Source organism: Paraburkholderia acidisoli (assembly GCF_009789675.1).
Lineage (GTDB): Bacteria > Pseudomonadota > Gammaproteobacteria > Burkholderiales > Burkholderiaceae > Paraburkholderia > Paraburkholderia acidisoli.
On the sequence record NZ_CP046916.1, the window covers coordinates 910,728 to 928,196 of the forward strand.

At 66.2% G+C, this 17,469-nt stretch carries 16 protein-coding genes; 5 read left to right on the forward strand and 11 right to left on the reverse strand.

The window, feature by feature from the left end:
• Positions 1 to 143: 143 nt before the first annotated feature.
• Positions 144 to 650 (reverse strand): hypothetical protein, encoded by a 507-nt coding sequence (locus FAZ98_RS32970; RefSeq protein WP_158958046.1) that lies wholly within the window; start codon positions 648 to 650, stop codon positions 144 to 146.
• Positions 651 to 967: 317 nt separating this feature from the next.
• Here FAZ98_RS32970 and FAZ98_RS32975 point away from each other — a divergent pair, with 317 nt between their 5' ends.
• On the forward strand, positions 968 to 2,053 hold the full coding sequence (locus FAZ98_RS32975) for a linear amide C-N hydrolase (RefSeq protein ID WP_158958048.1): 1,086 nt from the start codon (positions 968 to 970) through the stop codon (positions 2,051 to 2,053).
• Positions 2,054 to 2,080: 27 nt separating this feature from the next.
• Here the strand turns inward: FAZ98_RS32975 and FAZ98_RS32980 are convergent, their stop codons facing one another.
• Positions 2,081 to 2,506, reverse strand: coding sequence for a VOC family protein (locus FAZ98_RS32980; RefSeq protein ID WP_158958050.1), 426 nt, complete (start codon positions 2,504 to 2,506; stop codon positions 2,081 to 2,083).
• A gap of 111 nt (positions 2,507 to 2,617) precedes the next feature.
• Between FAZ98_RS32980 and FAZ98_RS32985 the strand changes: the two genes are divergently transcribed.
• Positions 2,618 to 3,517 carry a LysR family transcriptional regulator gene (locus FAZ98_RS32985; protein ID WP_158958052.1) on the forward strand — a complete coding sequence of 300 codons (900 nt, stop codon included), beginning with the start codon at positions 2,618 to 2,620 and terminating at the stop codon, positions 3,515 to 3,517.
• Between the two features lie 38 nt (positions 3,518 to 3,555).
• On the opposite strand, the gene FAZ98_RS32990 is transcribed toward FAZ98_RS32985, so the two are convergent.
• A complete protein-coding gene (locus FAZ98_RS32990; RefSeq protein WP_158958054.1) occupies positions 3,556 to 6,879 on the reverse strand; it encodes an autotransporter outer membrane beta-barrel domain-containing protein in 3,324 nt (1,107 codons plus the stop codon).
• A gap of 248 nt (positions 6,880 to 7,127) precedes the next feature.
• Between FAZ98_RS32990 and alr the strand changes: the two genes are divergently transcribed.
• The gene (gene alr / locus FAZ98_RS32995; RefSeq protein ID WP_158958056.1) at positions 7,128 to 8,246 is read left to right on the forward strand and encodes an alanine racemase; all 1,119 of its coding nucleotides are present in this window, start codon (positions 7,128 to 7,130) and stop codon (positions 8,244 to 8,246) included.
• Positions 8,247 to 8,314: 68 nt separating this feature from the next.
• On the opposite strand, the gene FAZ98_RS33000 is transcribed toward alr, so the two are convergent.
• Positions 8,315 to 9,376: a LacI family DNA-binding transcriptional regulator gene (locus FAZ98_RS33000; protein ID WP_158958058.1), complete on the reverse strand. Its 1,062-nt coding sequence runs from the start codon at positions 9,374 to 9,376 to the stop codon at positions 8,315 to 8,317.
• 116 nt (positions 9,377 to 9,492) lie between these two features.
• On the opposite strand from FAZ98_RS33000, the gene FAZ98_RS33005 reads away from it, so the two are divergent.
• Both FAZ98_RS33005 and FAZ98_RS33010 read left to right on the forward strand, forming a co-directional pair.
• Positions 9,493 to 10,557: a fatty acid desaturase family protein gene (locus FAZ98_RS33005; protein ID WP_158958699.1), complete on the forward strand. Its 1,065-nt coding sequence runs from the start codon at positions 9,493 to 9,495 to the stop codon at positions 10,555 to 10,557.
• A 34-nt stretch (positions 10,558 to 10,591) separates the two neighbouring features.
• Positions 10,592 to 10,912 (forward strand): MocE family 2Fe-2S type ferredoxin, encoded by a 321-nt coding sequence (locus FAZ98_RS33010; protein ID WP_158958060.1) that lies wholly within the window; start codon positions 10,592 to 10,594, stop codon positions 10,910 to 10,912.
• 74 nt (positions 10,913 to 10,986) lie between these two features.
• Here FAZ98_RS33010 and FAZ98_RS33015 read toward each other — a convergent pair whose 3' ends face one another.
• From FAZ98_RS33015 to FAZ98_RS33045, 7 genes are all read right to left on the reverse strand, one after another.
• On the reverse strand, positions 10,987 to 12,210 hold the full coding sequence (locus FAZ98_RS33015; RefSeq protein WP_158958062.1) for an MFS transporter: 1,224 nt from the start codon (positions 12,208 to 12,210) through the stop codon (positions 10,987 to 10,989).
• A 103-nt stretch (positions 12,211 to 12,313) separates the two neighbouring features.
• Positions 12,314 to 12,766 carry a MarR family winged helix-turn-helix transcriptional regulator gene (locus FAZ98_RS33020; protein ID WP_158958064.1) on the reverse strand — a complete coding sequence of 151 codons (453 nt, stop codon included), beginning with the start codon at positions 12,764 to 12,766 and terminating at the stop codon, positions 12,314 to 12,316.
• A gap of 73 nt (positions 12,767 to 12,839) precedes the next feature.
• Positions 12,840 to 13,055 carry a DUF3820 family protein gene (locus tag FAZ98_RS33025; protein WP_158958066.1) on the reverse strand — a complete coding sequence of 72 codons (216 nt, stop codon included), beginning with the start codon at positions 13,053 to 13,055 and terminating at the stop codon, positions 12,840 to 12,842.
• A gap of 63 nt (positions 13,056 to 13,118) precedes the next feature.
• On the reverse strand, positions 13,119 to 13,856 hold the full coding sequence (locus FAZ98_RS33030; protein WP_233272974.1) for an energy transducer TonB: 738 nt from the start codon (positions 13,854 to 13,856) through the stop codon (positions 13,119 to 13,121).
• On the reverse strand, positions 13,843 to 14,247 hold the full coding sequence (locus FAZ98_RS33035; protein ID WP_158958068.1) for an ExbD/TolR family protein: 405 nt from the start codon (positions 14,245 to 14,247) through the stop codon (positions 13,843 to 13,845). The genes FAZ98_RS33030 and FAZ98_RS33035 overlap by 14 nt, the downstream gene beginning before the upstream one ends.
• Entirely contained in the window at positions 14,244 to 14,879 is a 636-nt protein-coding gene (locus tag FAZ98_RS33040; protein ID WP_158958070.1) for a MotA/TolQ/ExbB proton channel family protein, read from the reverse strand. Before FAZ98_RS33040 ends, FAZ98_RS33035 begins: the two co-directional genes overlap by 4 nt.
• Positions 14,880 to 14,904: 25 nt before the next feature.
• Positions 14,905 to 17,256: a TonB-dependent receptor gene (locus FAZ98_RS33045; protein ID WP_158958072.1), complete on the reverse strand. Its 2,352-nt coding sequence runs from the start codon at positions 17,254 to 17,256 to the stop codon at positions 14,905 to 14,907.
• Positions 17,257 to 17,469 lie beyond the last annotated feature (213 nt).

Below are 17,469 nucleotides of genomic sequence, written 5' to 3' on the forward strand. Positions count from 1 at the left end.
ATTGCTGGTATCCGAGGAGAAGGTGCTCGAACGCACGAAGGCCCACCAGCGGCGGCGTCTAGTGAGATACGAACGAGGTTGGCGGAGAGATTGGCCGGCCGCCGGATGGCCCGGCGGCGGTTCAAGCGGCGTGGCCCGAAGGCTCAGATATGCACGCCCGGTGCGTGCGGTTGCGTTACTGCGGGAGCCGCGGGCGCTGCGGGCGCAGGCGCTTGACGCTGCAAGGCATTTTGTCCGGGCGCCACGACAATCACTGGCCCCGGCACCGCCCACGTGGGCACGGCGAACAACACCGGCGTCGGCGCGGGCATTGCGAAACCGCCGTTGAACGCGGCCTGCTGGAACTGCTGCATCTGGATCTGCATGGCCTGCATCTGCGCATTCATGGCGCGCATTTGCGCGACCGCCCAGTCTGGCGGCGGTCCGCCGTTGCTCGACTGAACCTGAATCTGGCTGGCCCCGTTCGGGCTATGCCAGCTCCACGTGCTGACCTTGACGGGACCGCCCGCTGTTTGCACCACGCGGGTTTCGTGCACCCCCGCGCTGGCCGGCACGGCGTGGCCATCGACATCGACGAAAAGCGGCTGGGCCGCCAGAGCGGCGACCGGTACGGCGACCAGTGCAACCGCGATAGCAGTGCGAAAACGCATCTCATCCTCCATGGATCGGGCCCGCGCGCGAGGTGCGCGGCGAGACGCCCATCAGCATGTCGATCGACACTTAAAGGTGCCTTAAAGCGCATGAGGAATGACGGACGCGGCCATGCGAACATGGGCGAAAAGCGGCGCGGCGCGTGCCTCGAAGCTGCCGGCGATACCGCCACGAAAGCGCGGCGGCCACGTTCGCGCGGCGTCGCGCGCCTTCGTGACATGATCGGGCGTTCCATTTTGGGAGCGCCGCCATGCGCCAACTGCCTTGCACGCCGCTTCGTAGGCTCTGCCGCTCGCGCAGGTACTGGAAAGCGAGCATGAAAGCCGGCGCCATCGCCGCCGCGCTCGTGCTCGCCGTCGCGCCGCTCGCCTCGCCGCCCGCACAAGCCTGCACGCGCGCGCTCTACGTGGGCGACAGCGGCCAGGTCATCACGGGGCGTTCGATGGACTGGTCCGAAGACATGCGCTCGAACCTCTGGGTGTTCCCCGCCGGCATCGAACGTACCGGCAACGCAGGGCCGCGCTCGCCGCGCTGGCGCTCGAAATACGGCAGCGTGGTGGTGTCGGGCTACGACATCGGCAGCGTGGACGGCATGAACGAGCGCGGCCTCGTGGCCAACGCGCTCTATCTCGCCGAGACCGACTACGGACCGCCCAACTCGGGCCGCCCGCCCCTGTCCATCAGCCTGTGGGCGCAGTACGTGCTCGACAATTTCGCCACCGTGGCCGAAGCCGTGGATGCGCTCGGGCACGATCCGTTCCAGATCATCGCCCCGCCGCTGCCCGACGGCAAACCGATCTCGATCCACCTCTCGCTCTCGGACGCGCACGGCGACTCGGCCATCCTCGAATACATCGACGGCAAGCTCGTGGTGATGCACGACAAGGCCTACAAGGTGATGACGAATTCGCCCATCTACCCGGAGCAGCTCGCGCTCAATACTTACTGGAAAGGCGTGGGCGGCCTCGCGTTCCTGCCCGGCACGAATCGCGCGGCCGACCGCTTCGTGCGCGCCTCGTTTCTGCTCGACGCCATTCCCAAGCGGCCCGATCCCGCTTATATGGCGGGCGTGCCGCAGCAAAACGCGGCGTATCAGGCGGTGGCGAGCGTGATGAGTCTGATGCGTTCGGTGAGCGTGCCGCTCGGCATTTCCACGCCCAACATGCCGAATCTGTCGTCGACGATCTGGCGCACCGTCTCGGACCAGACCAACCTTGTCTATTACTTCGATTCGGCCACGCGCCCCGACACGTTCTGGATCTCGCTGCGCAAGCTCGATCTCAAACCGGGCGCGCCCGTGATGAAACTCACGATCGACTCGGGCCAGGTGTATTCGGGCGAAGTCGCGGGCAATTTCGTGGCAACGCCGTCGTTCAAGTTCATGCCCGCGCCGCCACCGTGAGGCGCGCGAATCCGCCGCGGGATTCGCTTACTTCGCGAACAGTTGGCCGATGTCCTTGAACGCCTTGAATTCGAGCGCGTTGCCGCACGGATCGAGCAGGAACATGGTTGCCTGCTCGCCCACCTGCCCCTTGAAACGCACATACGGTTCGATCACGAACTGCGTGCCGAACGTGCGCAGGCGTTCGGCCAGCGTTTCCCATTGGTCCCAGCCGAGCACCACGCCGAAATGCGGCACGGGCACGTCGTGGCCGTCGACGGGATTGGTGTGCGCGTGATCCTGCGCCGCCGTTTTCGGATGCTCGTGAATCACGAGTTGATGGCCGAAGAAGTCGAAGTCGACCCATTGCGTGCTCGAGCGGCCTTCGGCAAGGCCGAATACGCGCCCGTAGAAGTCGCGCGCCGCCGCGAGGTCGTACACGGGAATCGCAAGATGAAACGGCGAAAGCGCCATGGCCAGGCTCCTGAATCGTGGGGAATATAAAAAGCGTGGCGCCATCTTAGGCGCGGCGAAGCAAAAATAAAATCAATATATAATTTTATGATTCACAAATAAAATCGATCAATGATACGCGAACTGAAAACGCTGCTGGCGGTGGCGCAGGCCGGCACGTTCGCGGCGGCCGGGCAGAAGATCGGCTTGACGCAGGCCGCCGTGAGCGCGCAGATGCAGCGTCTCGAAGCGGAACTCGGCTTCGCGCTGTTCGACCGCGAAGGCCGCAGCGCGCGCCTCAACGCCATGGGTCAGCAGATTCTCGCGCAGGCGCAGGAAGTGATCCGGCTCTACGAGAATCTCAGCACGAGCGCGGAAAATCCGGCCGCAACGGGCCGCGTGACGGTGGGCGCCATCGCGTCCGTGCAGCGCTCGCTGTTGCCCGACGCGCTCGCGGCGTTCTTCAGGCGCAGCCCCGAGTGCCGCGCGCGCGTGATTCCGGGCGTCTCCATGGATCTGCTCAATCTCGTCGATGCGGGCGATATCGACGTGGCCGCGATCATCCGGCCGCCCTTCGCGCTGCAAAGCGATCTGCGCTGGACCACGCTTGCGCGCGAGCCGTTCCGGCTCATCGTGCCGCGCCGCGGCACGCGTGACGTCAAGGGCAATATCAAGGGCGACGACTGGAGCGCGCTGCTCGCGAGCGAGCCGTTCATCCGCTACGACCGCGCGTCGTTCGGCGGTCGCCAGGTGGACCGCTTTCTGCGCCGCCAGCATTGCGCCGTGCGCGATCTGTGCGAACTCGACGAACTCGATGCCATCGTGCGGCTCGTCGCCAACGGCGCGGGCGTCGCGCTCGTGCCCGAAACCGCTGCGTGGCGGCGCTGGCCCGCGCAGGTGCGCGCCATCGATCTCGGCGCACACACGTTTCATCGCGACATCGGCCTCGTGCATCGCGCGCCCGGTACGCTCGCCGAACCGGCACGCCTGCTCGTGCAGGTGCTCGAAACCTTCGCGCAAGACGATGTTTGAACGCACGCAAGTCCACTCGCGCACGCGCGCGCACGCATTCACCACGCCCAGCGCAGCCCCGCGTCGCCGGTAATCGTGCGCACGTGTTCGCCGCCAAGATTGCCGGTATAGCTGAAGGTGGCGAACACGCTGCCGCGCTTCGTCACCTGCGCGACGAGTCCCGCGCCCACCTGTCCCGCCGTTTGCCCCACGGGCGTGCCGAGCGTGGTGGTGCCGCTGAAGGTGGTCTGGTCGCCGCTGCCGAACGAACGCAGCACATTCACGCGCAGATACGGCTCCCAGTTCACGCCGTGCGCGTCGAACGCCCATTGCAGCCGCGTGCCGACGCGCGCCAGAAACGTGCTGCCGTTGTTCCAGGTGACGTTCGAGACGCCGTCGTCGAATTGATCGAGCGAGAGCCATTGCCACACGAGTTGTGCCTGCGGCTCCAGCGTGAGGCCGTAACCGAGCGCGATCGGCAGGCCCGCTTCCACCGAGCCCGTGAATGCGCCGCCGTGCGTGGAGCCGCGAACGCCGTCGATGGAACGGGTGCTCACGCTGAGCGCGCTGCCCGTCGCCACGGCATCCGTGTACCAGCCGCTCGCGCCGATATGCGTCCAGTACGCGCCAAGGTTGTACGCGTTCACTTGCAACGCGCCCACGCCGTAATCGGGCTGGCCGAGCGCGAGGCCGTTCACGTCGCCTACCGAGCGCGCGAAGCCGAGGAAGAAGCCGTAGTGATTGCGCACACCGTTCGCCGTCGTGTTCGCGTACACGTCCTGGCCGACCTGCATGCCCCACACGGTGGCGTCGTACGAAGGCTTCAAGTCGCCGCCCCCGGCCACGGTGCTGCTGCCGCCCCACGCGCGCGCCCACGTTGCGGGCACGGTGCCGGTTTCGGTCAACAGACCTTGCTCGCCTTGCCGGTCGTGAAAGGTATCGATCTGTAGCAATCCCAACTGTCTGGCGGCGGCGGGCGCGGCGGCGTAGAGCGCCGCTTCGGGGCGATAGACGGGCACGGGAGTGCCGCTTTGCGGCGCCTGCTCGACCGCCGTCGTGATGGCTTCGGGCGTGCCTGGCGCGGCGACGATGGGCGTTTGCGGCGCCGGTGGCGGCGATCCGGGCGATACCGGTTGCGTGGGCGCGGCGGGCTGCACGGGAATCGTGTTACGCAGATACCAGTTGCTGCCGCTGCCCGCCGACTCGCCGCCTTTCGCGAGAAAATACTCGTACGCGCCGGCCTTCGCCGACCCGCCGTCGAGCGTGAACGCACTCGCGCTCGTGGTTGCGCCGTTCGCGGCCTGCACGACTTCGATGCCGTCGCCCAACGTTTGCGCGCCCGGTCCGCCGACGTTGGTGACCTTGAGCGCACTCGTGCCGCTCGCCGTGCCGCCGTTCACCACAAGCTTGTCGGAAGGCGCACCGTCGCCCGCGAGATAGGTGTTGAGCGCAATCGTCGCATTCTGGCCAATGTAGTTGCCCGCCACCGTGAGCGTGTTGCCCACGCCCGCGCCGCCCAGTTGCACGAGTCCCGCGTTGGTGAGATTGCCGTTGATCTGCAGATTGCCGGTCGCGCCGCTGGCGAGACTCGCGAGCGCGTTCGCCACCGCGATGGTGCCGCCGTTCGTGACATCGCCCGTCACGCTGCCATAGCCCGCGAGCGTCGCGCCCGAAGCCACGGTCACGGCGCCGCCGCCCGCGAGCGCCGCCGTCGCGCTCGTGCCATCGCCCACGATCAACGTGCCGGCGTTCACGTTCGTGCCGCCCGTGTAACCGTTCGCGCCGTTGAGCGTGAGCGCACCGCTGCCGAGCTTCGTGAGCGTGCCCGCTCCGCTCATCGCCTGCGCGATCGTCGTGTCGTAGTCCTGAGTATCGATCGTGCCGTTGTTCGCGGTGATCGAGATCGCGCGGCTCGCGGCAAGATCGAATGCACCCGCGAATTGCAGCGTGCCGCCGTTGAGCGCGAGCGCGCCGCGGGTCGCGCCCAATGCGTTATCGGCGGCCAGCGACAACGTGCCTTGTGTGATCGTCGTGCCGCCCGAGTACGTATTGCCACCGGCGGGCATCATGACGAGCGTGCCCGCGCCGGTTTTCTCCATCGCGCCCGTTCCGCCGATCGCGCCGGTATACGTGCCCGCGCCGTCCTGCTGGAACCGCACGAGGCCGTTGTCGGTCACGGTCAGCGGCAGGTTCGACGCGTTCGCCTGCAGCGTCGCGCCCGCATTCACGCTCGCGGTGACCGTCGAGGTCGTCGTGCCGAGCGTGCCCGTGAGGTCCAGCGTGCCGCTTTGCACCTGCGCCGTCGAGAAGGTGCCCGTGCCGGACCATGTCCACGCATCGCCCTCCATGGTGAGCGTCTGATAGCCCACGAACGCGTTCGACGCCGTGCCCGAGCCTTGCAGACGCACGAGGTTGTTGCCCGCGCCGCCATTCGCGATGCCGACGATCTGCGAGCCGGTTTGCAGAATCAGCGCGTCGTTGCCGTTGCCGTTGCGAATCGCCGTGCCGTTGCCGCCCTGGATCAAACCCGCGTTCGTGATAGTCGTGTTGCCGTTGGTCGAGCGTATGCCGCTGCCGTTATTGGCGATGATCTGGCCGCCCGCCGCGTTCGTGATGGTCGCCGTGAACGAACTGCCCACCGTGTTCGACACCACCGCGTCGACACTGCCCGTGCTCGACGCCGTGCCGGTGGTCTGGATCGTGCCGCTGTTGACGAGCGTCTCGTTGTTGCCCTGCATGAACACAGCGGGACTGTCGCGGCCGTTCGCGGTAAGCGTGCCGCTGTTGTCGATCGTGCTGTTGCCGCCCAGCAGCGAGGCTGCGCGCGCGTTGCCGCCGGACGTGGTCACGCTGCCCGTATTGACGAGCGTGTTGCCGGTTTCGCCGGTGTTGCTCTGCCCCCAGGCGGCCGTCATGCCGTACGAGTTCGCGCCCGTGGTCGTGATCGTGCCGTTGTTGACGAGGCGATTGTTGCTACCGTTCGCCGCGAGGCCGTCGTTGTAGGTGCCGGTGGTGCTGATCGTGCCGCTCGCCGCGTTGGTGACGACGTTGCCGTCGTTGACGCCGAGCAGCGTGGCGCCGCGATTCGCGACCCCCGAACCGTTGCCCGAGAGCGCGAGCGCACCGTTATTCGTGATGGCGCTATTCGTGTCGACGGTGAAGGGCGTGGGCGTGCCTGGTAGTGCGAAACTTCCCGAAGCCGTCGAATCGAGATTCACGGTCACATTGGTGCTGCCGGTGGCCGCGTTGACCGTGCCGATGCCCGCCCCCGAGCACGTGACCGTGGTACTGCTCGCGGGCGCGCTCGCCGTGCACGCCGCATCCGCCGCCGGGGAAAGCGCCCCGGACGAAAGCGCGCCCGACCACAGCGCCAGCTTCGTCATAGTGCTTCGCATCGTTCGCCTCGCAGGCTCGCGCCGTAAGGACCGGATGCGTTGGTTCTATATCTTTTTAAGGAAATATGCGCGGAATGTGAATCTTCAGAGGAAAGCTTGCGCAAAACGCAATAGTCGAATCGCCCAAATTAAGCAACAAATACGTTAAAAATAACTGCCAAAAAATCAATACGATTGCGCAATCCACTGGATAGCCTTACGTCGCCGTCAGTCACCTTTCTTCACGTCCATCGTCCATGCCGCGCCCTATCCTCGCCCGCATTCACCCCGACGCCATTCGCCACAACCTCCACGTTGCCCGACAACGCGCGCCGCAATCGCGTGCGTTCGCGGTCGTCAAGGCCAACGGCTACGGGCATGGCATCGAGCGCATCTATCCGGCGCTCGCGAGCGCGGACGGCATCGCGCTGCTCGATCTCGACGAAGCCATACGCGTGCGCGAACTCGGCTGGACGAAGCCGCTGCTGCTGCTCGAAGGTCTCTTCGAGCCCGCCGACGTCGCCCTCGCCGTCACGCACCGGCTCACGGTGGCCGTTCATTGCGACGAGCAACTGGACCTGCTCGCCGCCACGCGTCTCGCGCACGGCGCGCGTCCCGTCGACATCCAGCTCAAGATGAATTCCGGCATGAACCGGCTGGGCTTTCGCCCGCATGCGTACCGCGCGGCGTGGGAACGGGCGCGCGGCATCGATGCGATCGGCGAAATCGGGCTCATGACGCATTTCGCGAACGCCGACGACGGCCACATCGACTGGCAACTCGATACCTTCGACGCCGCCGTGGGCGATCTGCCCGGCGAACGGTCGGTGTCGAACTCGGCGGGCGTGCTCTGGCATCCGCGCGCGCATCGCGACTGGGTGCGGCCCGGCACGATCCTGTACGGCGCTTCGCCCACGGGCGTGGCGCGCCATATCGAAGACACGGGTTTGCGCGCGGCCATGACGCTCACGAGCCGCATTATTGGCGTGCAGACGCTCGCGCCCGCGGAAACGGTCGGCTATGGCCGCACGTTCGCGGTCGAGCAGCCGATGCGCATCGGCGTGGTCGCGTGCGGGTATGCCGATGGCTATCCGCGCCACGCGAAGAGCGGCACGCCCATTGTCGTGGACGGCGTGCGCACGCGCGTCGTGGGCCGCGTCTCCATGGACATGCTCACGGTCGACCTCACGCCGTGCCCGCAGGCAGGCATCGGTTCGAGCGTCGAGCTGTGGGGCGACCAGGTGCGCGTGGACGAAGTGGCCGAGGCGTCGGGCACCATCGGCTACGAGCTGATGTGCGCGCTCGCGCGGCGCGTGCCGGTGCAGGTGTCGAGCGACCACGCCGTGCGCGAGCGCGAAGCGGCGGCGGTGGCCTGACCGATCGACACGATGGCAGCCGGCCAGCGCTCGCATGAACCGCGTGCAGAAGGTGGCGGAAGCGGCGTTCACTCGCGCAGATAACGCGTAAGCCGCACGTTGGCCGGGCAGAACACGCGAAACTCCACCGGCTCGGCGGGCGGTGCTTCCGCCACCACGCCGCACGCATGCAACGCGTGCTGCAACGCCGCGATCACCTGGCCGTCCGGGTCCTGATCGATCGCCACGTCCATGATGCCGGCCTCGATGTATTCGCGATGCAGATCGACCATCTCGTGGCCGATCCACACCGTGCGCCCCGCCGCGCCATGTTTGCGCAGCGCCGCCGCCACGCCCGCCGAGCCGTAGCCCGTGTTGTAGAGACCCGCCAGCGGGCCGCGTTTGAGCGCCGCCATGACCGCGCGAAAGGCGCGGTCGTCTTCGTCGCGGGTTTCGTCGCCGGCGCATTCGAAGGCGAGCGATGCGAAGCGCCGCGCGAGTTGCGCGCGGCACCCCTCCACGCGCTCCACGTGTGCGCGATAGTCGAGCCGGCTCGGCAACACAAGCACGCGGCCCGGCTCGCGCGCGAGACGCCCGATCCAGTACGCCGCCGTCGCGCCGGCACGCGCGTTGTCGATGCCCGCGTAGTGCCGATGCGCGAGACCGCCGATGTCGGTGACCATGGTCACGACGGTTTCGCCGCGCGCGATCGCGGCCGCCAGCGCCGCACGCACGGCCGGCGTATCTTGCGTCGTCACGATGAGCGCCCCGCGCCGATACGGCGGCGCGTCGAGCGCGGCCGTCACGCGTGCTTCGTCGGCCGCGGAAATGGGCAGACGATGCACGACCACGCGCCGGTCGAGCATCTGCGTGGCGCGCTGCAACGCCTCGCGAAGGCGCGCGAAGAACGGCACGCCGCTTTCGGGCAGCGCCACGTCGATATGGATCAGGCCGTGTTTCGTGTCCGGCAACTGACGCGGCACCGCGAGTTCGCGCGCGGCCGCGACCACGCGTTCGCGCGTGGCCACCGAAACACTGCCGCGCTCGTTGAGCACGCGATCCACGGTGGCCGTGCTCACGCCCGCGAGTGCGGCGATCTCGACGAAGCGCGCGCTGCGCTTGCGCCAGCGGGGCGGAATCTCCGCGCTCATGGTGTCTCCTCCGTGGGCGTGCTGTATCGGCATCACTTTTCACGTTGACGTTCCAAACTAGTCGTCTGCCGAAATTTCGTCAATCGCGGCGTTGAGGCGCGCGCGGCTATCGCCTACTGTGTGGAAAAGCACAGGAGACAACCGTGGCAAATCACGCGGACTATCAACTCGTGGGCGGTGCGGGCGAACGCGCGCGCGCCGCAGGCCTCGTCAACGCCGAATGGTACAAGTGCGCGGTGCCGCGCCCGCTGATGAAGCAGTTGATGCAGCGCAGCGACGCGCGGGCGATACGCGACACGGCAATCTGGTACGCCGCCATTCTCGCGAGCGCCGTGCTCGCGGGCTGCCTTTGGCACCGGCATTCGTGGTGGGCCGTGCCCGCCTTTCTGCTTTACGGCACGCTCTATTGCAGTCCCGCCGACTCGCGCTGGCACGAAGCCGGTCACGGCACGGCCTTCAAGACGCGCTGGATGAACGACGTGCTGTATCAGGTCGCGTCGTTCCAGATCTTTCGCCGCGCCACGGTCTGGCGCTGGAGCCACGCGCGCCATCACACCGACACGCTGGTCGTGGGCCGCGATCCCGAGATCGCCGCGCCGCGCCCGACGGACTGGCTCTCGCTCGCGCTCAACGTATTCGCGATCAAACACGTTGCCAAAGAATTGCCGGGAACGATTGCCGCCGCACGCGGAAAAATCGGCGCGGAAGAACGAAGTTTTGTACCCGAGACGGAATGGCCCAAGGTGAGACGCGAAGCGCGCATCACATTGTGTGTGTATGCACTCGTCATTGCCGCGTGCATTGGCTTTCGTTCCATTTTGCCGCTGCTCTATATTGGCTTGCCGAGTCTTTATGGTGCATGGCTCTACGTGTATTTCGGCCTCACGCAGCATGCGGGCATGCCCGAAAACGTGCTCGATCATCGGCGCAATTGCCGTACGGTGCGGATGAATCCCGTGTTCCGTTTTCTCTACTGGAACATGAACTATCACGTCGAGCACCATATGTTTCCGATGGTGCCGTTTCATGCGTTGCCGCGTCTGCACGAAGTCGTGAAGGCGGATATGCCGCCGCCCTATGCCAGCACGCTAGCCGCTTACGCCGAGATCATTCCGGCGCTCGTGCGGCAAACGCGCGACCCGGCGTATTGCGTGGCGCGGCCCGTGCCCGGCGAAGCCTGATGGCCAATCCAGCCTTGCAGCGAGGAGATCAACGATGACGCAATGGATCGATGCGGTCGCGCTCGACGAGATCGACGACGAAGACGTCATGCGCTTCGACCACGGCGGGCGCACCTTTGCGATCTACCGCGTGGACGACGAAGTGTTCGCCAGCGACGGCCTCTGCACGCACGAACAGGTGCACCTTGGCGACGGGCTCGTGATGGGCCACGTGATCGAATGCCCGAAGCACAACGGCCGCTTCGACATTCGCGACGGCAGGCCGCTCGGCGCGCCCGTGTGCGTGAAACTCGCGACATACCCGGCAAAAGTCGAGGATGGCCGGATATTGATCGAGATTTCAGGGAAGCTTTGAGGGAAGCCCGCGGCTCGAGTTCGGCTTATTACCTTGCTGACATGCTGCAACGCGGCAGGCAGGGTTGCGCCGAGTCATGCCTTGATGTGCGCGCGCCGCGCCACCGCGCGCGCGGCCACCACGGCGGCCGCGAACCCGGCGGCCGCGCCCACGAGCAAGGCCCAGCGCGGGCCCCAATGATCGGCGATCCAGCCGACGATCGGCGCACCGATGGGCGTGCCGCCCAGCGCCACGGCGAGACGGATCGCCAGCACGCGGCCGCGCATGCCGGGTTCCGTCGATAGCTGCATGAGGCTGTTGGTTTCGGTCATGAACGTGAGCGACGCAATGCCGATCACCACCAGCGCCGCCCCGAACCACCAGTAGCCGGGCGCGACCGCCGCCAGCGTGCAGCCCACGCCGAACACCGCCGAGGCGATCAGCAGCGACATGAAACGCGGCTGGCTGCGTCCCGCGCCGAAAAACGCGCCGCTCATCGTGCCCACCGCCATCAGCGAAGACAGCAGGCCGTAGCGCCCCGCCTCGGCATGAAAGACGCGCACGGCCATCGTCGAGATGAAGATCGGAAAGTTCAGGCCGAACGTGCCGATCAGAAACAGCATGATGACGATCGCCTTGAGGTCGGGACGTCCCCACACGTAGTGAAAGCCCGCGGCAAGACCGCCCTTCGCGGGGGTTTTGAGCTTGGCCGCGCGCAATTCGTCCACGCGCAACCGCGTGAGCGAGATCAGTACCGCGATGAACGACAGCCCGTTGAGCACGAATGCCCAACCCACGCCCACGCCCGCGATGACGACGCCCGCCACCGCCGGGCCGATCATGCGCGCGGCGTTGAACGAAGTGGAATTGAGCGCGACGGCATTGGGCAGGTCGGCGTCGCGCACGAGTTCGGACACGAAGGTCTGACGCACGGGCGAGTCGAACGCCGTGGCGCAACCGAACAGAAACGCGAAGACGTAGACGTGCCACAACTGCACCACATGCGTGACCGTGAGCACGCCGAGCACGATGGACAGCGCGCCCAACGTGGCCTGCGTGTACATCAGCAGCTTGCGCTGATCCATGTGATCCGCTGCATAGCCGGACCACGGCAGAAACAGCATTTGCGGCCCGAACTGCAGGCTCATGACGATGCCCACCGCCGCCGCGCTGTGATGCGTGAGGCCCGTGAGCACGAGCCAGTCTTGCGCCGTGCGCTGCATCCACGTACCGACGTTGGACACGAGCGCGCCCGCCGCCCAAACGCGGTAATTGTACGTTTTGAGCGAGCGAAAAATGCCCGTGGCCGGGGTGCTCATACGCGCTCCGGAACGCGGCTGGGACGTGACATCGCGGACATGAAGCGGCTCCGGCGAAAATGATCAGGGATGCGAAGCAATGAACGAAGGCGATGCGTGCGCATCACTCGTCGACGAGACGTTCGAGCAGCGCGAGCGTCGCAACCACCTGACGCTGCTCGGCGGCCGTGAGCCGTTCTTCGATGCGATGCGACAGCCAGTCCTGACGCGCCGCGCGCCCTGCCTTGAGCGATTTGCGCAGGCTTTCGGTGAGCGACCAGAGCGTCTGGCGGCCGTCGTTGGGATCGGGCGCGCCGCTCGCGTGACCGCCGGCTTCGAGCGCGGCAACGAGCGTGCCCATGGATTGCGGGCGCATGCCTTCCGCCCGTGCGAGATTCGACACGGTGGCCGGCCCTTCGCGTTCGAGCCGCAGGATCACGGCCAGTTGCGAGGGCGTGAAGTCGCCGAGAATCGCGTGCTCGCGAAACCGGCGCCGGAGCTTGCCGACCACCGCGCGCAAGTCGCCGGCAATGGCGTGCGCGAGTTCGGGCGTGGCGGGATCGATGCGCTGGGTCATCCGCGCATTCTAGAAGATATGAAGGTAAACTGCAAAGATTAGCTTCAGGGTTGGGCGGCGTGCGCGAGTGACGCTAGGCGCGCTTGCGCAGCGGATCGAGCAAACCTTTCAATCCGTTATGGTCCAGCTCGTGCATCAGCGCGAGCAGTCGCCCGAGTTCGCCTTGCGGGAACCCTTCGCGGGCGAACCAGTTGAGGTAATGCCCGGGCAGGTCCGCGATCAGGCGGCCCTTGTATTTGCCGTAGGGCATGGTGAGCGTGACGAGGCGTTCGAGGTCGGGAGCTTGCATAGGCGGTATTGTGCAAGGGTTTGGGCGTGCGCACAGTCCGCTTAGCGGCAACGTCGCGCAACCTTACTCGACGTTGAAATGCACCCGGATATCCTGCTCGCTTTCCACCGGGTGCCCCGCTTTCATGGCCGGAAAGAAGCGCCATTTACGCAAGCTTTCGAGCAGGATCTGGTTGAGCCGCGGGTTCTGCGTGGGATGCACGAGCGCGACGTCGACCGAACCGTCGGCATGAATGGTGAAGCGGGCGAGCGCGAGCGCCTGGTATCCCTGGTCACGCAGGTCGTCGGGGATCACGGGCAAGGGTTGCACGAGCGCATGCGCGGCCGCATTGCCCGAGGCGTTCGCGTCGGTTGCGGCGGCAGGCGCGTCCGTGGCGGAGCGCGCGGCGGTTGTCGCTTGCGGCGCGGCGGCAGGCGCGGTTTCTGGCGCCGGGGACGGCACGGGCGTCGCAGCGGGCTTTGCCAAGGGCGCGGGAATCGACGCAGCGGCATGCGGCGCGGCCAAGTGCGTCACGGGCATCGAGCGCGCTGGCGCGGGCACGTGCGCAGCCGCCCGAGGCGCCGCAGTTGGCGGCGAGGGAGTCAACGGGCGAGGCAACGAAGGCGCCGGCGGCGGCACGATCTCCACGAGGCGCGCATCGAGCGTCACGGGTGGCGCGGCTTGCGGCGCGACGGCCAGCTCGCCGACAAAGCCCCCGACGAACGCGGACCACAGCGCCACGGCCAGCACGCAACCCGCCACGGCACGCGGACGGCGCGCATCGAGCAGCGTCACCATGCGCATGGCGTTACGGCCGATCACGCTGAACCGCAATCAGGAAGTGGGCCGCTCCGCCCTGCCGCGCCTGCAACATGGCCTGCACGACGAGGCCGTTCGGCGCGCCCGCGTCGGCGGCCACCACCACATCGCCATCGGGTCCAAGCAGGCGCTTCACGCTCGCGGCGAGCTGGTTCAACGTCACGGCCTGGCGGTTCAGCTGCAACTGGCCGTCGCGGGTGATGCCGAGCGTCAGCGGGGCTTGTGCCGTCAACGGCTGCGCCACGCCTTGCGGCAGATCGAGCTTGACCGCGTCGAGCCGCTGCATCGCGAGCGAAGCGAGCATGAACGTGGCGAGCAGAAAGAACATCACGTCGATCATCGGAATGATCTCGATGCGGCCGCGCTTCGAGGCCCGTGAGCGTTGCAGTTTCATCGCGCAGGCGCCTCGCGTTCCTGGGCGAGCCGCACATCGCTCAGCCAGGCGTTCGCCGCGGTTTCGAGTTCCTCCACGAGCCGCTCGGTGCGCCGCGAGAAGTAGTTGAACGCGAACAGCGAAACCAGTGCGATCACGAGGCCGATGGCGGTGGCCACGAGCGCCTGCGCCACGCCCCCCGTTACGCCGCCGGGATTGACGAGCCCGTTGTTACCGATCAGCCTGAACGCGTGCATCATGCCGACGATAGTGCCCAGCAGCCCGAGCAGCGGCGCCGCGGTCACGATGGTTTCGAGCACCCACAGCCCGCGCGACATCTCGCGCTGGATCTCCAGGGCGAGCGCGTTCGCCCTCGCCTCGATCCACCACGCGGGCTTCGTGGCGTTGCGCATGAGCGGTTCCAGCAGCCTGCGCAGCGCGTGCTGCGGCGGCAGGCGCCCGATCGCGGCGGCCAGATCCGTCTCGCCGGAAACCTTGCCGTCGGCATCCGGCTGCGCCACGGCGGCGAAGCGCCAGAAGACCCAGGCGCGGTCGAGCACGACGACGAGCGCGATCACGGCGAGCAGAGTCAGCGGATACACGACCCAGCCGCCAATACGCGCGGCCTGTACGATTCCGAGCCAGTCTTGCATGAGCGTATCCGTTGATGGTTCGTTGTCAGAAGTATTTGGTGACACCCGCGTAGAACGCGCGATACGGCCCGTACTGCGGCGCGAACACGCCGATGCCCGACCCGTCGCGCAACTCGTAGGTTCTCCCAAATGCATTGACCACGACGACGCGCCCGTCAACCTTGCCGATCATCGGCAAGTCGAAATGCTGGATCACGGCCAGGTTGAACTGCGCGTAGAGTGGCAGCTTGCCCGTATTGGCGAAGCCGTTGCGCAAGCCGCTGCCGACCGTGCCGTCCAGGGTGAAGGTCGTGTGGTGCCAGTCGTACGAGCCGCCGAACGAAGCGGTCACGCGCTGGTCGTGATCGAGGAAGACCCAGTTATTGGCGATGAAAGCGAGTTCGTCGGCGCCGAAGTTGAATTGCGCGGAGTCGACGTTCTTGCCCTGCGCGCGGCTATACGCGAGATTCAGATACGCAGAGACATTGTCGTGCTTGTAATTGGCGGTGAATTCGACGCCATAGACGCGACCGTACTGATAGTTGAACGGCGTGTACATGAGCGCGGCGCCGAACTGGCCGAGATCGAGCAGGTTGTGCGCTTTCTTGTAGTAAGCGTCGAGACCCAGCGTGAGCGCGGAACCGACTTGCTGCGTCACGCCAATGTCGAAGTAGTCGTCGCGCTCGGGCTGCACGGGATCGTTCTGCGTGACCTCGCTCTGGTTGGTCGTGCCCGCGTAGCGATTGATTGTCGAACTGGCAACCAGTTCCATGGAAGGCGGCGTGAAATAGCGCGAGTAGCCCGCGTGGAAGGCCGTGGTTGGCGTGAGTTTGAATACCGCGCCAATACGCGGACTCACCTGGTTCGCCTGCACGTACTCGTCCATGCCGTCGTAGCGCAGGCCGTAGTTGATCGTGAGCCGGTCGTTGATCTTCCACTCGTCCTGGATGTACGCGCTATACAGATAGCCCGTTTTGCCGCTCGAGTCGGAGAGCGTGAACGGAACGTTCGAGGTCTGGTTGCCGTCGGCGTCGGCGGGAAACACCGACACGTTGTCCCAGAAGCTCGCATGTTCCTGTTGCAGCATCAGACCCGCGCGAATCGTGTGCCGGTCGTTGAGACGATAAGTCGTATCGGCCTGCAAGCCATTGGCGGTGTCGTTGTGAAAGTCCTGCGAGGCCACGCCGTTGAAGATCAGATCGCCCGCGGGGTCGGGGTTGAACTGCGTGCGCGTATAGCGCGTGAAGAACGCCACCTGGTAGTCGAGCGCGCCGCCGTTGGTGCCCTGCAACGCGACCACCGCGAAGTTATTCAACTCCGACTGCGTTTCGTTCAGATTCGCGGAGTCGAACGACGGCACGCCCGCCAGCGAGAAGTTCGGCGCAAGGCCCGGCGTATTGGGAATTTCGAACTGGTTGGACGTGGTGCCGAACATCACGCTCACGCGCGTGAGCGGATTGATGATGTACGACATGTAGCCGAACGCGTTGCCCTGGCGCGTGCGATCGTGCACCGGGTCGGGCGACGACGTGGGCGCCTCGATCCCCAGGTTGTTCGCACCCAGCGAGCCGCTGAAAAAGTAGCTGAAATCGCCTTTGCTGCCATAGACGTCGGCGCTGGTCTGAAGCGTGCCGCGATTGCCGCCATAGACATCGACGGAACCGCCATTGCCCAGATCGCCCGACTTGGTGCGGATATCCACGATGCCCGCCGTGCGATAGCCGTACTCCGCGGGCAGCGCGCCCGTGAGCAGATTGACCTGATCGATGATGCGCGTGTCGAGCGCCTGGCCAAAGCCGCTGATCGGCTCGGGAATCATGATGCCGTTGATACGGTACTGCAAGTCGGCGTGGTCGCCGCGAACGTGCAGTTGACCGTACGAGTCGGCCGCCACACCCGGCGCTTGCAGCAGCACCTGATTCAGCGGCGTGTTTTCGCCTTGCGGCATGGCCTGGATATCGGCGTGACTGATCCGGTAGATGCTGCTGCCGGTTTCCGGAAGCAGGCCGTTGCGCGCGGCATCGAGGCGCTTCGCGTTGACCTGCACGTCCATCGTCGAATCTTGCGTCATGACCACGGCGACCTTGGCCGGCGTATCGGCGCTGGCCGTCGCGATCTGCGAACTGGCGGCAAAGCCCGGCGCCGAGACGGCGACCGCATACGTGCCCGGCGCGACGTGCTCGACCGCGAAGTGCCCGCTCGCGTCGGTCGTGGTCTGGCCGACGTTGGCGCCGCTGGCATTCGAGAGGATGACCGCCGCGTGAGAAACCGGCTTGCCGGTGGCGTCTTGCACGGTGCCGTCGAGCGTGGTGCCGGCGTTGGCGGCCCACACGTGGCCGCTTGCGGCAACGGCGAACGCCACGAGCGCTGCCTGCGAAATGAGTGTGCGGTGGTTCATGATCCCGACTGAAAGCGTTATTTTTAGGGCGTGCGAAGTCAGCGCGAACCGGCTCCGGAGAGCGTCGATCCGACGTTGGGCAGTCACACGATTTGCGTGAGTGTAACGTTATAACGTTACACAAACCTTGCGCTTTGAGCCGTTATCAAAAGAATTTCGCGAGCGTGCGTTTAAAAGGAAATTGAAAGTTTTTAGCGCCGATGACAAACCTCA